Source organism: Paenimyroides baculatum, from assembly GCF_008629655.1.
Lineage (GTDB): Bacteria > Bacteroidota > Bacteroidia > Flavobacteriales > Flavobacteriaceae > Flavobacterium > Flavobacterium baculatum.
Genome location: NZ_VWSG01000001.1, coordinates 178279 through 192847 on the forward strand (window position 1 = coordinate 178279; position 14569 = coordinate 192847).

The 14569-nt window shown below is 33.8% G+C and carries 14 protein-coding genes; 6 read left to right on the forward strand and 8 right to left on the reverse strand.

Annotation, left to right across the window (positions count from 1 at the left end; translation table 11 throughout):
• Positions 1 to 55: 55 nt before the first annotated feature.
• Positions 56 to 1360 carry a tyrosine--tRNA ligase gene (tyrS, locus tag F0460_RS00905; protein WP_150009434.1) on the forward strand — a complete coding sequence of 435 codons (1305 nt, stop codon included), beginning with the start codon at positions 56 to 58 and terminating at the stop codon, positions 1358 to 1360.
• A 72-nt stretch (positions 1361 to 1432) separates the two neighbouring features.
• Here tyrS and F0460_RS00910 read toward each other — a convergent pair whose 3' ends face one another.
• The 8 genes from F0460_RS00910 to F0460_RS00940 all read right to left on the reverse strand — a co-directional run bounded on the left by F0460_RS00910 (position 1433) and on the right by F0460_RS00940 (position 10976).
• Positions 1433 to 2413 (reverse strand): LuxE/PaaK family acyltransferase, encoded by a 981-nt coding sequence (locus F0460_RS00910; protein ID WP_150009435.1) that lies wholly within the window; start codon positions 2411 to 2413, stop codon positions 1433 to 1435.
• Positions 2414 to 2484: 71 nt separating this feature from the next.
• Positions 2485 to 3903: a T9SS type A sorting domain-containing protein gene (locus F0460_RS00915; protein ID WP_150009436.1), complete on the reverse strand. Its 1419-nt coding sequence runs from the start codon at positions 3901 to 3903 to the stop codon at positions 2485 to 2487.
• Positions 3904 to 3987: 84 nt separating this feature from the next.
• On the reverse strand, positions 3988 to 4146 hold the full coding sequence (locus F0460_RS16080; RefSeq protein WP_190304057.1) for a hypothetical protein: 159 nt from the start codon (positions 4144 to 4146) through the stop codon (positions 3988 to 3990).
• 19 nt (positions 4147 to 4165) lie between these two features.
• On the reverse strand, positions 4166 to 5098 hold the full coding sequence (locus F0460_RS00920; RefSeq protein WP_150009437.1) for a hypothetical protein: 933 nt from the start codon (positions 5096 to 5098) through the stop codon (positions 4166 to 4168).
• 206 nt (positions 5099 to 5304) lie between these two features.
• Entirely contained in the window at positions 5305 to 6282 is a 978-nt protein-coding gene (locus F0460_RS00925; protein WP_150009438.1) for a T9SS type A sorting domain-containing protein, read from the reverse strand.
• A 119-nt stretch (positions 6283 to 6401) separates the two neighbouring features.
• Complete coding sequence (locus F0460_RS00930) at positions 6402 to 6752, reverse strand: T9SS type A sorting domain-containing protein (protein WP_150009439.1); 351 nt, start codon at positions 6750 to 6752, stop codon at positions 6402 to 6404.
• A 192-nt stretch (positions 6753 to 6944) separates the two neighbouring features.
• Positions 6945 to 8153, reverse strand: coding sequence for a hypothetical protein (locus tag F0460_RS00935; protein ID WP_150009440.1), 1209 nt, complete (start codon positions 8151 to 8153; stop codon positions 6945 to 6947).
• An 87-nt stretch (positions 8154 to 8240) separates the two neighbouring features.
• Entirely contained in the window at positions 8241 to 10976 is a 2736-nt protein-coding gene (locus tag F0460_RS00940; protein WP_150009441.1) for a TonB-dependent receptor, read from the reverse strand.
• A 181-nt stretch (positions 10977 to 11157) separates the two neighbouring features.
• On the opposite strand from F0460_RS00940, the gene F0460_RS00945 reads away from it, so the two are divergent.
• The 5 genes from F0460_RS00945 to F0460_RS00965 all read left to right on the forward strand — a co-directional run bounded on the left by F0460_RS00945 (position 11158) and on the right by F0460_RS00965 (position 14568).
• Positions 11158 to 11841, forward strand: a complete 684-nt coding sequence (locus F0460_RS00945; protein ID WP_150009442.1) for a response regulator transcription factor — start codon at positions 11158 to 11160, stop codon at positions 11839 to 11841.
• On the forward strand, positions 11841 to 12890 hold the full coding sequence (locus F0460_RS00950) for a sensor histidine kinase (protein WP_150009443.1): 1050 nt from the start codon (positions 11841 to 11843) through the stop codon (positions 12888 to 12890). Before F0460_RS00945 ends, F0460_RS00950 begins: the two co-directional genes overlap by 1 nt.
• Before the next feature lie 68 nt (positions 12891 to 12958).
• Positions 12959 to 13633 carry a tRNA (guanosine(46)-N7)-methyltransferase TrmB gene (gene trmB / locus F0460_RS00955; RefSeq protein ID WP_150009444.1) on the forward strand — a complete coding sequence of 225 codons (675 nt, stop codon included), beginning with the start codon at positions 12959 to 12961 and terminating at the stop codon, positions 13631 to 13633.
• Positions 13634 to 14257 (forward strand): LysE family translocator, encoded by a 624-nt coding sequence (locus F0460_RS00960; protein ID WP_150009445.1) that lies wholly within the window; start codon positions 13634 to 13636, stop codon positions 14255 to 14257.
• On the forward strand, positions 14254 to 14568 hold the full coding sequence (locus F0460_RS00965) for an MGMT family protein (RefSeq protein WP_150009446.1): 315 nt from the start codon (positions 14254 to 14256) through the stop codon (positions 14566 to 14568). The genes F0460_RS00960 and F0460_RS00965 overlap by 4 nt, the downstream gene beginning before the upstream one ends.
• Position 14569: the final 1 nt, after the last annotated feature.

The window sequence follows — 14569 nt, forward strand, 5'->3', positions numbered from 1 at the left end:
TTTTGTGGCTTTCTTTATTTCTGAAAATACTATATTTGCACAAAATATTTTAAAGATGAAAAATTTAGTAGAAGAATTACGCTGGCGCGGGCTTGTTCATGACATGATGCCTGGAACAGAAGAACAATTAACAAAAGAATCTACTACAGCATATATTGGTTTCGATCCAACATCCGATTCATTACACATAGGTAGTTTAGTGCCTATTATTATATTAAAGCATTTAAGAGATTTCGGACACAAGCCAATCGCTTTGGTTGGTGGTGCTACTGGTATGATTGGCGATCCATCAGGAAAATCAGACGAAAGAAATTTGTTAGACGAAGCTACGCTTACTAAAAACGTAAACGGAATAAAAGCTTTGTTATCTCGTTTTTTAGATTTTGATGCGAAAGATGAAAACGCTCCTATTTTAGTAAATAACTACGATTGGATGAAAGATTTTTCGTTCATTGAATTTGCGCGCGATGTAGGTAAGCGTATTACCGTAAATTACATGATGGCAAAAGATTCAGTAAAAAAACGTTTTGAAAGCGATGGTGCCGGAATGAGTTTTACCGAGTTTACCTATCAATTAATTCAAGGGTACGATTTTTACCATTTAAATAAAAAATACAACTGTTTGTTACAGATGGGCGGAAGTGATCAGTGGGGAAATATTACTACGGGAACCGAATTGGTACGCCGTATGAATGTTGACAGTGAAGAGCGAGCGAAAGCTTATGCAATGACTTGTCCGTTGATAACAAAAGCTGATGGAACAAAATTTGGAAAATCAGAAGGTGGAAATATCTGGTTAACAGCAGATAAAACTTCGGTATATAAATTTTACCAATATTGGTTGAATACAGCAGATGCCGATGCAGAAAAATACATCAAGATTTTTACTTTTTTAACGAAAGAAGAAATCGAAAAAATAATAGCAGAACATAACGAAGCACCACATTTACGTCCGTTACAAAAACGTTTGGCAGAAGAAGTAACCGTAATGGTTCATTCGCGCGAAGATTTTGAAAACGCTGTAAAAGCATCAGGAATTTTGTTTGGAAATGCATCGGCAGAAGATTTAAAAGCATTAGACGCTAAAACCTTTTTAGAAGTTTTCGATGGCGTTCCGCAAGCAGAAATTTCAATGGAAGATTTAAAAGCAGGAATTGATATCGTTGAGGTTTTAAATGCGAAATCTGGCTTTATGAAATCGAATGGAGAAGCAAGAAGAGCTTTAACAGAAAATTCGATCTCTGTAAACCGTGAAAAAGTTCAGGAAGACTTTAGTTTATCAACAAACGATTTAATAAACAATCAATTTGTGTTACTGCAAAAAGGTAAGAAAAATTATTTTATTTTAAACGTGAAATAAGAATAAAACCTCAGTGAAAGCTGAGGTTTTTTATTTTGAAATAAAGTTTGATATTTCGACGAAAGATGAAATCTAGTAAACCATTAAATTACAACCTCGAATATCCGAATTATCAAATCTTCCCAAAACTTCAAACGAAAAGTTAGAATATTTTTTACCTAAATCTTGTGTAGCAATAAACGAACACGAATTAATATTTGCCAAATCAATGATGTTGATTCCCCCTGTTTTGCCTTCATCAATAATAGTTAAGGGATCTTCGGTGTCTCGAATTAAAATATCCATCCAAGGCGGACATTCAAAAATACCATCGCCTAATGAATAAGCTTGAGATAGCAATTCGGTCATTCCGTATTCTGAATGAATTTTTTCCACTCCAAAACCTTCAGCTAAAATAGTATGCAGTTCTTCGCGAATCATTTCTTTACGCTTGCCTTTCATACCACCAGTTTCCATAATAATGGTGTTTTTAAGGTTGAACTTTTGTAGTTCAATTAAATCCAAAAGAGCGTAAGTAACACCAATTAAAAGCACATTTTGTCCGCTGTTATCTAATTCGACTAATTTCTGTGCAAGTTCGTTGTAATTATGCAGATAAAAACCAGAATCTGGATGATTTGATCCTTCGATAAAATCTTTTGCCATATAAATTAACGACGACCCTTCACGTTCCAAATAGGAGGGAAGCAGAGCTAAAACAGCATAATTTTCAATATTTCCGTAAAATTTTGAAAACGCACTGCGAAAACTGGCTTCATAAAATCCTAAATCGGTTACGTGGTGTTTTGAGGTGATCATACCGGTGGTTCCGCTGCTTGTAAAAGTTGTTTGCACAGCATCTATCGAACTTAATATATCTTTCGATTTAAAAAATTCGATCGGTAAAAAAGGAATCTCGGTAAGATGCTTTATATTCTCCGGACTTTTCTTTAACAGCAAACAGTATTTTTGATACACTTCGTTATGCTGAAACTGAAAGCGGAAAACCTTCATAGCCGTTTTGTGAAATTCTTTTGTGGTATGTATGGAAATGATGTCTTCTGGAGTAAACACGATTTTTGTTTTAATGTACAAAATTACGAATAAAAAAAGCATCTCGGTTAGGAGATGCTTTTATAGAAAATCTATTTTTTAATTAATTTAATACTATTCACTGTTTTATTTTTTAAATGAACTTTTAAAACATAAGTTGCTGATGTTAGATTTTCAATTGAACCAAAAATAGTGTTCCCTTGTGATACTAATTTACCTGATAAATCAAATAATTCCCACTTTTCTAATTCATTATTTTGATTATTTATAGTAAACTGTGAAGTAGTAGGGTTTGGATAAACAGAAATCATATTATTGACTAAACTATTTTGATAATTTTCCTCTTTGTCAAGATCATAATATAATTCTACAATTTGTAAAGGAAATCTTGTTGTAGAAGGTTTCATTGCGGGGCATTTTTTTATTGCTGCTAAATAACTTGATCCTGCTGTAATTTCAGTATCAGGTAATAAAGTAATACTATTACCTGCATTCATTATAATATTTTTGTTATTTGTATTATAATTTAATTGCGTAGTAATATTATTTCCTACTTGATAAACATAATTAGTGTTAGTTTCTGGAGCTGATAATGTAATGTCTGGTATGCAATTATTATGTAGTGGGATTAATTGTGGTAATCCCAATCTGCCATTTTTACCATTTAGATATGTATTGCTTATATCTAAATAGCTGCTTCCATATATGTCAGGATTTATTATTTTCCCCAAATAATTACCTGATCCTATAATAGCATATATGTCATTATGCATATTCCTTTGAATCATTGTGGGTGAATTAAAAGCATTGCTTCCTGTATAAATTGTATTTATAATTAGTGAGCTTTGAGAATTAGCTATATCTATTGCGAATAGCTTATTAAGACCATAACCACATAAATATAATATGGAGCCATCTTTGTTGAATTCAGATGAGAACGTATTAACAGAATTTATATTTATAAAATAATCATTAGTAATATTACCAGTTGCATTATTAAATGAAAATACATTATTACCTGTGTAAGTTGACCATCTGTTAATTGAAATTAAGTGGGTGAAATTTAAATTTGTATTAATTTTTGGAGAAACTCTTATACTGCCCACATAATTAAAAACATAATTTAAAGAATTAGCAACAGGTGTAGAACTTAAACCATTACTGTCTAATAAATAAGAGTACAAATAATTTCCGTTAGGTATTAAAATCCAGTAAGAACTACCGTCTGCGTGAGGTAATGCAGTTATCGCTTCAGTTTGCATAATATTACCGCCAGGATCAAGAACAGGAATATTTTTAGAAGCAGGTACAACAGCTCCTAAATTCAAGCCATTTGAACCTATGGGGCCTAAAGACATATCAATGATAGTATAAGCTATAAAAGAAGTTGGCGGGTTGGATAATGCCATTGCTGTAGTAAAAACATAGTACTTGTTAGAGTTAGAAGGGTCTTTTACAATAGCTAGTTGCTGGCTGGAATCATTACCTGCTAATCCTGTGCCGTTTTGCATGATTTGGTGCTGCCTATTCCATACCGTTATCCCATCTGTATAAAATAACAAATTACCATTACTATCACTTGCCGTACCAACGGCTTAAAAAGTATCTATTTGGCTGTTTGTGAGTACGGTAGGTGTAGCTGTCAAAAAATTAACGGCTGCCTTATTCCCAAAATACCAGTTGTCGTTTTCGCCCTGCGAAAACGCAAGTAAAGGAAACAATATCCAAAACCAAAGTAAAAATTTATTTTTCATAATCTTTATGTTTTGAATATTAGTTTTGTGCTTTTAAAAGTTGTTTTACCTGTGCTTTTAATTCTTCCAGTTGTTTTTCTTGGTTTATTAGGTGTAAGGTTAATTCTTCTATTTTTTCTTGTTGTATGGTAATTATTTCGCCCACTTCAATACCGTTTTCTTTAACCTGTGCTGCAGACGGTACATTAGGCAAATGCCCGTTTTGTTTAATAAACTGTTCTACTTCTTTTAGGCTTTTTAAATTGTAGTTATCTGCAAAAACATAATCTGCCCATTGTGCTTTTAGTATAACACGTACTTCTTCGGTTAAAATACCACCGTTTACAAATAAATTGTAGACCGAAACATTTACGCCACCCGCGGTTGTTGGGAAAGTACCAAAAGCATAACCAATACCTACTTTGCCGTTAAATTTTAATTTGTCGTTTGCAAAATCTCCCCAAATTAATGGTTTGTCTGACCAGCTATTTTCAATCCATAAAGTGTTATTCTCTTCAATAGTTGCAGAGCAGTTATTTCCAATTAATATATTATTAGATCCGTTACCTGTGTCAAAACCAGTGTCAGTTCCAATAAAAATATTATTACTTCCCCAATTCTCGAATCCACTACCTTTGCCTAAAAAAGTGTTGTTAGAGCCAGGATTAGACCCACCTGCATTTGAACCTAAAAAGGTATTATTAATTCCTGTAGTGATTGAACCGCCACTATTACTGCCTATGATTGTGTTTTCTGAGCCAGAAGAATTATATCTAGCTGTTTGATATCCAATGAAAGTATTATTACTGCCTGTGGTTGCTTTCCCTGAATAAGTCCCATAAAAGGTGTTGTATACACCCGCATTTCCAGCTTGTAATCCACCACTTGTTACATTTGCGGTTGATGCTACGTTTTGTGCCTGTGCTGAAAGTGTTGCAGCAATAAAGATTAACGATAATAAATTTTTTTTCATAATTTAAAATTTTTAAGATTAGTGTGTTTTAAAAATAGTTAAATTATGTTAATTAAAAACGGCATAAATATGTTATTTTACAATTATTTAAAATGAGTTCTCAACTTCGCCAGAAGTGACACAAACTCTAACTAAACTGTAGAAATACTTGTAAAATAAAAAAGCATCTCATAATTGAGATGCTTTTAAGTTATATTGAGTGAAAATTATTTGATAATAACTTTACGTGTAGCTGTTTTACCAGCTTCGTTTATTTTTGCTACATAAATACCTGCTTTTAATGTAGAAACGTTTACCTGATAAACAGTTGTAACATCTAATACTTTTTTACCTGTTAAATCAAATAACTGTACGTTTTTATCAGCAGTACTGTTTGAAGTAATGTTTAAAACATCGTTTACCGGGTTAGGGAAAATGTTTAAACCTTCGATGTTATTTTCTTTAGTAGAAGCGTTCACATAATTTACAGCTCCCCAATTATTCGCTAAAATCATTTCATCAACTTCAACTTTTCCCGTACCTGAACCATTTCTTAAAAATATAGATAAGATTGATGGGGGTAATGTTGGTGGAGTACTAGTGTTATTTGTTAAAGTAGCAGTTGGTTCAGTAGAAACCCCAACAGTAGGGTTAATCCATAATGATGCAGCTCCAGTAGCGACATCATATTTTGCTACTATAAATACAGGTGTTCCAAATGGTAAATCGGTAGTATCAAAGTTTACAGTACCTCCATTACCTGCAGTGTTACGTAGTCCTAAATTAAATGTTGTAGCTGTAGTACCTGGCTTAGCATGAACCTGAGCAAACATTTTAGAGTAACCTGTTGCTGCAGCTATATCTCCAAAACCAGTAAAATAATCACCAGCTGCAGCTAAATCTGTAGCATCAACATAGTTTATAATAGCAGATAAATATGCTGTAGTTGTAATAGGACTTGTTGAAGCCTTGTTGATATCTTCAAAAAGTACATTACTGTCTAAAAGAACTTTATCTCCTGTAGAAGTAATCCCTGTATAAGTTAAGCTACCTGCAGTGGTAACCACTTCGCCAGGAGTTTGCCCACTATGTGAAACCCAACCATTTGCATTTAAAGATCCCGTGTAATTAAAACTATCTGAGGTTTGTGCATTAGCAGCAAAAGAAGCTGCAATAATTGTAACTAAAGTGTAAATTTTTTTCATCTCTAAATTGTTTTTAAATTTTACTATGCAAAGTTACGGTAATTTTTTAAACCGTAAAAATGTGTATGTTACTAAATTGTTTCCATTAAAAAAGCCCACATATATTGTGGGCTTAATGGTTATTTTATTACAATTTTTCGTGTAATGCTGTTATTTTTTTCGGACAGTTTTAAAATATAAACACCGGCTTTTAAGTTGGCTACATTTAGTTCTTTTTGGTAGCCGTTCATTTCGGTAGTTAAAATGCGTTTGCCCAGCATATCGTAAAGTTCTATTGCTTTTACAGAATTGGTTTCGGCATTAATATATATTTTTCCGCTGGTAACCGGGTTCGGGTAAATTTGAACCTTATCTAGCGTATTTTCGGTTTTTACTTGGTCTGCTACTCCACTGTTTTTAGCTGTTTGTGCTTGCGCAGAAAAGCTTGTTATAATTAACATTAGAAGTATATATAGGTATTTTTCTTTCATAACTTTAATTTTAATAAGTAAATATATAAAATAAATATCAAATAAAATACCAAAAAAATAACCTCAATAAAAAATTGAGGTTATTTATGAAGATTTTAACTGATTTACTGTTTGTTTAAGTTGTTACATACCTTGATTTTGCTTGGTATGACAGACTGACTTAAATTGTGACAGTAAACTATTTGAAATTTATTATAAACCTACTGTCCAACCAGCTGCCCATGTTGGTGTAGCTGTACCGTTACCTGCACCTGTAGCATTAGCATCTTCTGTAAAGATTTTGCTTACATCTGCAGCAGTACCGTCGGTTTTCTTACCTTTAGATTTTGTAGCAATGTTATCAAATTTAACGCGGGTAGCTTTTAATTCGCCACTTGCAACATAACCGATACCTTCGTCATGCTCTACATCGAAACCTGTTCCAAAATTGCTTAAAACAACATTGTCAAAAGATCCTTTTGTACCTACACGTAATTTCATAGCTTGGTTTTCACTACCACCGTTATTACCAATTAACGTTAAGTTTTTAATTGTTGGGTTAGCAATTGGTGCAGCAGTGTGGTTGTTAGAGTTGTTGTCTGCTTCGATACCGCGGTTACCGCCGTTTGTTCTTTTTCCGTACCAGTTTTCCCCTAAACCGTTCCAACCTTCTGTCCAGTCGAATAAATCATCACCTACTTCAGCGTGGAAATTTGTAACAACTAAATGTTTAGCATCTACTGTACCACCAAACCACTCAAAACCATCATCTGATCCGTCATGAATTTGTACATAATCAATTGTTGTTCCTTTACCAACACCAAACATAGAAAGACCGTTGAATTCTTTATCTGCGTTGTAAGAATATCCAGAATATTCGATTCTTAAATATTTAATTGATCCTGAATTATCGTTAGCATCAGATCCACCATAAGTTAATTCAGAAACCTCAGCTGTTGCAGTTGTACCTTTATTAATTGGTGCTTTACCACAGATTACCAATCCACCCCACTTACCTGGTGCTTTTTCTTCTGCAGTCATTATTACTGGGTTAGATGAAGTTCCCTCAACAAAAATTTGCCCTCCTTGTGATACTGCGATGTATCTTACTGCATCAAACTGACCTGATCCTAATGCTGTAGCTTCAATTTTAACACCTGCTTTAATGGTTAATTTTGCACCGTTAGCTACGATTAGTTTTCCGGTTAATTTATAAGTTCCGTCTGTTAATGTTACGTGTCCGTCTTTAATTTCTCCTGTTAATGCGTTGCGATCAACTTTGAATGAAGATTCTTCACCTGGTTCTTTGATTGGCTCTTCTACAACTGGAGTTGAATCGTCACTAGAGCAAGAAATAGCTGTTGCTGCTAATGTTAATGATAATAATGTTAAGCTAAATAATTTTGAAATTGGCTTTTTCATTTTCTTTAAAAATTAGTTATTTTTATTTGATACAAAGTTGTGTATTAATACTTTAATGTGTGTTAAGCGTATGTAATGAATATGTTGTTAAAATGTATATTTTGCACCCAAACTAAAGAAGGCTCCTCTTTTATAGGTAACAGCATCTATTGCGCCCAATGCGTTGTCTTGTATTCTGCGGAATTCTGGATTTAAAATATTGCGTGCTGCGAAATCAAGTGCAAAGTTTTTATGGATTTTTGTCTTTAATATAAAATCTAAACTTCCCATTCCTTTGTCGATTAAGTTTCCTTTTTTCTCTACACCTAAAGCGTACAAACGGTCAGAATAATGGGTATATGCAACAGTAGCAGTCATTCCTCTACCTTCGTTCCATTCTGTTACATAAGAAAGATCTGCGTTTAACAATAAATCAGAAGCTCCGGTAAAAGATGAACGGTCAAAATCAAAATTGGTATTAATCAATCCCTTTGTTTCGCGTTGAATTTTATCCTTGTCTACTTCCTGATCAGTTTTCATATACGATATATTCAATCCGCCAAAAAGGTTGTTGGTGTTAGTTCTGCCAAAATCAAAAAGTCTTTTCTTGATTTCGAATTCTGCTCCGTACACATATCCCTTATCACCAATATTAACCCAAGTGATATCGTTGGTAGATGATGCCATGGTGATTTCGTTGATAGGATCTTGGATATATTTACCAAATGCAGCTACCGAAATTACTTCATCGTTCATTGGGAAAATTTCCCATTTTAAATCTAAGTTGTAGTTTTGAGACGGATATAAGTAAGGGTTACCTACTTTAATTTCGGTTACGTCTTCGTAAATAAATCGTGCACGTTCTTTAAACTGAGGCAATGTATAGGTTTTACTTGCTGCCAAACGTAAGTTTTGTGTACCGCTTAATTCGTATTTCAACGATAAATTTGGTAAAAATTCGTTACGGTTAAATTTGTTTGTTTGTTCTATAGCATCTAATTGCGTTCTCCATTGCACCGTTTGATCTATTTTTTCGTAACGTAAACCAACAACCGCACTGAATTTATCGGTTAAACGGTATTCTAAATTACCAAAACCGGCATGTATGTTTTGTTCACCTGTGTATGTTTGTGGGGTATCGCCTGCAAAAGCTTCAATACCAAACAATCCGCCAGCATAGTTTTGCTGATTAAAAAAGGTATCCAAATTGTTCGGATTTACAGCACTTGTTAAAGCATCACCCGAAATACGGAAGTTGTATTGTATCGCTTCAAAATCTCTTTTCTTTACACGCCCGTTATAACCAAAAGTTACTTTACCTCTTTCATTACCGTTTTCATCGGTTCCTAACTTGTAACTTAATGCAAGGTTCGCTGCAATTTCATCTTCTTTAAGGTTTTGAAAGTAACGGTGGTTATCTGTAATTGTTCGTTGAGCTAAAGTGTAAGTGTTAGTATCTTTCCAGTAAAACATTTTATTCTGTGTTCTGTCCGGCATATCGCTTTCAATGGTGTTGTAAGAAACAGCCCAATCGAAACCTAATTTCTCGCTTAATTTGTGATTACCTAACAACTGATTAATTAACACAGTATTTTGAGTGAACGTACCACGTTGAACTAATAATTCATCATGATCTCCTTCAAAATCACGGTCACTACCGGTGTAAATATCTCTTGATAAATCAGATGAGTTAATGTAAAGCATATTATAACCCAAACGGTGATTGTCGTTTAAGTGATAATTGGCATTAAACATACCCGTTGTATTGGTAGTTTGCGAGAATTTTTCTTGATAGAACGATTTTAATTTTGCACCTTGTGCACTTGCACTTTGGTTGATACCTTCTCTAAAAGTAAAACCGTTATCAAAACTTGCTGTTGCAAATAAATTTAATTTACCAGTTTCTCCAATGTTGAATGATTTTCCTGCTTTTAAACCAAAGTTTCCGCCAATTGGCCCTGCGCTTTGTGGTTGTAAGCTGTTTTCAAAGTTGTATCCATTTAAAGCGTTGTTTGGTTTTCCGTAAGATGCGTAACCCATTTTACTTGGACCTTGTGGAAGTACAAAATCGCTGCCTTTGCTTAACGCATTGGTATTTGCATTTCCTCCCAATTCAATTTCGAACAAACCACTATCTTTAAAATCTTTTGATGAAATATCCACATTTCCACCACCAAAATCTCCCGTATTTCTTGAATTGAAAGTTTTATCGATCGAAATATATTCCACAATATCAGTAGAAAACAATTCTAGATTAATGTTCTTTTTCTCTGGATCGTTTGATGGAACCGGCAAACCGTTTAAACTTGTAGAGTTGTAGCGATCACCCAAACCACGAACATAAACGTTGTTGCTGCCTTCTTGTTGAGAAATACCTGCTGTTTTAGCAACTGCCGCAGCAACATCGCCCACACCTTTACGAGAAAGTTCTTGTGCACCAATTTGCTGTTTTATTTCTAAAGATTTGCGTTGTTCGTTTAATAAAGCGGTTTCCGATGATTTCCTGTTGTTAACCGTAATAACCAGTTCATCTAAGTTTGAAGCTTCCGGAGTCAGGTTTATATTTACCTCATCTGTACTTCCCGTTTCATACTGCATTACAAAAGTCTGGTAACCGGTGTACGATGCTTCTATCAAATAAGAACCTTGCTCGCATTCAATTTCAAAATAACCGTTTTCGTCGGTTTCTGCACCAAACTCGGTATTCTGTAGCATAATTGTTGCGTATGCCAAAGGTTCGTTGTTGTTAGCTGTATCGTAAATGTGGCCTTTAATCGTTTTAGTATCCTGCGCATAAGTCACCACTCCAAATAATAACGCTGCTGCCAAAAAATTTAATTTCATTTATCGTTTGTGTTATAAATTTTCGTTGCAAAGGAATTACCTAAAAGTTATTGTAAGGTTATGCGCGGTTTATGAAAGTGTTGGGTTTTTGTAAATTAATTGTTACTACATTAAATAATTGTTAAGCGGTTGTTTGTTTTTTATTTATCTTTAATTTTACAAGCGAAACAACACAAAACAAATGAAAAATAAGGACATTAAAATCTTGCTGGTTGATGACGATGCGGATATTTTAGAAATTGTAGGATTTAATCTGGAAGCTGAAAATTACCAGGTATTCACCGCAAAAAATGGTAAAGAAGCTTTAACAATTGCTAAAAAGGAAATTCCTAATTTGGTGATTCTTGATGTTATGATGCCCGAAATGGATGGTATTGAAACTTGTGAAAACATGCGCAAGCTATCAGGGCTTAACAGTACCATTATTACCTTTTTAACCGCACGTGGTGAAGATTATTCGCAGGTAGCAGGTTTTGATGTAGGTGCCGATGATTACATAACCAAACCAATTAAGCCAAAATTGCTGGTTAGTAAAGTTAAAGCATTGTTACGCCGAGTTAAAGAAGACATTTCGGTGGAAGATGTTTTAAAAATTGGTAACATTGAAATTAATCGCGAAGAATATAAAATCATTAAAGATAAAGTTGAAATTATTTTACCGCGTAAAGAGTTTGAATTGTTTTACCTTTTGGCATCAAAACCCGGAAAAGTGTTTAAACGCGAAGAAATTTTAGACAAAGTATGGGGTAACGAAGTAATAGTTGGCGGCCGTACAATAGATGTACATATAAGAAAACTACGCGAAAAAATTGGCGACGAGTTGTTTAAAACCATAAAAGGCGTGGGTTATAAATTAGAAGTTTAATGGGGGTAAAATACCGTAAATCTTATAAGTTTGCAGCAAAATCGGCAGCCGTAATAACCATTTTCAGTTCGGTTCTACTACTAGTGTTGCAACATTTATTCTTTCAAATAAACGTATTATTTACAGTAACATTCACGTTACTGTTTTTTGCGTTTAGCTTTTTTGTATTGCAGTACAGGGTAGAACGCTTTATTTACCGTCGCATTCAAAAAATATATAAAGAAGTAAGTATTCTAGACGAATCGGTTTTGCGAAACCAGCCGGTAACAACTGACATGCAGACGCTGATGTACGAAGTGAATAAATTTGCTACCGACAAAAAAGTAGAAATTGAATCACTGAAAGTACAAGAAGAATACCGTCGTGAATTTATTGGTAACGTAGCACACGAACTTAAAACACCTTTGTTTACGGTGCAAGGATACGTTTCTACGTTGTTAGACGGTGGTGTGAAAGACAAATTAATCCGTAAAAAATATTTGGAACGTGCCGATAAAGGTATTGAACGCCTTATTGATATTGTGAACGATTTGGATATGATTACCAAGTTAGAAACAAACGAATTAAAAGTCAATATTCAAACCTTTGATATTATTGAACTTTTTCAGAATGTTTTTGATCTTTTGGAAATGAAAGCCGATAAAAAAGACATCACCTTAATGTTTGATAAAGATCATTACAGATCAATTTTTGTAAACGGTGATCGTGAAAAAATCAATCAGGTGGTTTTAAATTTGGTCGATAATTCCATAAAATACGGTAAAGATAATGGTACAACCGAAGTATCAATAGAAAGTTTAACCGATAAAAAACTCTTAATTCGTATAACCGATAACGGTTACGGAATCGAAAAAAAACATATTTCCCGTTTGTTCGAACGTTTTTACAGAACCGATTCCAGCCGATCGCGTGATATTGGTGGTTCCGGTTTGGGTCTGTCAATTGTAAAGCATATTATAGAAGCCCACAACGAACATATTTACGTTGAAAGTAAAATAGGTGTAGGTTCCGAATTTTCGTTTACTATAGAAAAAGCTGTTAAAAAATAACAGCTTTTTTTGTTTTTGTAAATTTAAACTAACCACCAATTGTTGTATTTTTACCAAAATTTACAAAAGTGGGAAGTAAGAATAAATTGAGACGCTTCAGAGAAAACGAAACGTTTTCAAATGTGTATCAGCCGGGTAGAGAAGATGTTTTAAACAACACGTTCAGCCTAAAAGGAAACTGGAATAAAGAAGTTTTTAAAAACGATAATCCTATTGTTTTAGAATTAGGCTGCGGTAAAGGCGAATATTCTGTAGAATTGGCGCGTCGTTATCCAAATACAAATTTTATTGGGGTTGATATAAAAGGATCTCGTTTTTGGCGTGGTGCTAAAACGGCTGTTGAAGAAAATATTCCTAATGTGGCATTTTTACGCACACAGATCGAATTGATTGAAAACTGTTTTGGAACAAATGAAGTCGATGAAATCTGGATTACTTTTCCCGATCCGCAAATTAAATACAAACGTACCAAACACCGTTTAACTAACGCCGAGTTTTTGGCTCGATACAAAAACATCTTAAAACCAGAAGGTGTTGTAAACCTTAAAACCGATAGTGAGTTTATGCACGGTTACACTTTAGGATTACTTCACGGTGCAGGTCATAAAGTTTTATATGCAAACCACAATGTGTATAGAAACGAAGGTGCTCCGGAGGTTGTTACTGCTATTCAAACTTTTTACGAGTCGCAGTATTTAGAGCAAAACAAACCAATTACGTACATAAAATTTCAGCTTAAATAAATGAATTATCTTCTTCCTTTTTTAACAGGGCTTGGTGCTTCTGTGTTTGGAACTTTGCTGCCTGGTATTTTAAATGCCACGGTAGTAAAAATTTCTAAAAAGGAAGGAATGAAAAACGCCTACAGCTTTATGTTGGGCACATTTATTATTATTGCCCTGCAAACGTATCTGGCAGTTTTTTTTGCAAAAATTATCGATCAAAGTGTTTTTATAACAAACATTCTGCGCGAAATTGGTTTTGTGGTTTTTCTGGTGCTAACTATTTATTTTTTTGTTGCGAAACCAAAGAAAAAGAAAGATATTTCGGTAGAGATTACCCGAAAAAGAAAACGATTTACTCAAGGAATATTATTGTCACTTATAAACGTTTTTCCTGTATTTTATTATGTGTTTATAACCATTGCCGTTTTAAACAATAATTTGTACACCGTAAACTATATAAGTAATATTTTATTTACAGTTGGTGTTTTAATTGGTGCGTTTTTAGCCTTTATGTTTTATATAAACCTGTTTAAAAACAAAACAGTTAAAGATAATTTTGTCTTAAAAAATATCAATAAAATACTGGGTTGTATTACGGGAGTCATCACACTTATAAACCTTTGCAAACTGTTTTATAAATGATAGAGAAGGATTTTTTTCAGCGAGTTTATGAAGTTGTACAACAGATTCCCTACGGAAAAATTACAACTTACGGAGCTATTGCAAAGAAGATAGGTGCGCCAAAATCTGCACGAATGGTAGGTTATGCCTTGAATGCTTCTGCTATGCACGAAGATGTTCCGGCACATAGAGTGGTAAACCGAAAAGGATTGCTTACTGGAAAACATCATTTCCAAGGAACAAATTTAATGCAGCAGTTATTGGAAAATGAAGGAGTGGAAATCAAAGAAAATACGGTTCAGAATTTTAATGAGTATTTTTGGGAACCTTGAA

What these genes read in the sequence shown, in the direction of transcription:
- F0460_RS16080 (WP_190304057.1), bottom strand. Translation starts at nt 4,146, where the DNA reads ATGAAAAATAAATTTTTACTTTGGTTTTGGATATTGTTTCCTTTACTT.
- F0460_RS00915 (WP_150009436.1), bottom strand. Translation starts at nt 3,903, where the DNA reads ATGCAAAACGGCACAGGATTAGCAGGTAATGATTCCAGCCAGCAACTA.
- F0460_RS00940 (WP_150009441.1), bottom strand. Translation starts at nt 10,976, where the DNA reads ATGAAATTAAATTTTTTGGCAGCAGCGTTATTATTTGGAGTGGTGACT.
- F0460_RS00960 (WP_150009445.1), top strand. Translation starts at nt 13,634, where the DNA reads ATGAATTATCTTCTTCCTTTTTTAACAGGGCTTGGTGCTTCTGTGTTT.
- F0460_RS00920 (WP_150009437.1), bottom strand. Translation starts at nt 5,098, where the DNA reads ATGAAAAAAAATTTATTATCGTTAATCTTTATTGCTGCAACACTTTCA.
- F0460_RS00925 (WP_150009438.1), bottom strand. Translation starts at nt 6,282, where the DNA reads ATGAAAAAAATTTACACTTTAGTTACAATTATTGCAGCTTCTTTTGCT.
- tyrS (WP_150009434.1), top strand. Translation starts at nt 56, where the DNA reads ATGAAAAATTTAGTAGAAGAATTACGCTGGCGCGGGCTTGTTCATGAC.
- F0460_RS00950 (WP_150009443.1), top strand. Translation starts at nt 11,841, where the DNA reads ATGGGGGTAAAATACCGTAAATCTTATAAGTTTGCAGCAAAATCGGCA.
- F0460_RS00965 (WP_150009446.1), top strand. Translation starts at nt 14,254, where the DNA reads ATGATAGAGAAGGATTTTTTTCAGCGAGTTTATGAAGTTGTACAACAG.
- F0460_RS00935 (WP_150009440.1), bottom strand. Translation starts at nt 8,153, where the DNA reads ATGAAAAAGCCAATTTCAAAATTATTTAGCTTAACATTATTATCATTA.
- F0460_RS00945 (WP_150009442.1), top strand. Translation starts at nt 11,158, where the DNA reads ATGAAAAATAAGGACATTAAAATCTTGCTGGTTGATGACGATGCGGAT.
- F0460_RS00930 (WP_150009439.1), bottom strand. Translation starts at nt 6,752, where the DNA reads ATGAAAGAAAAATACCTATATATACTTCTAATGTTAATTATAACAAGC.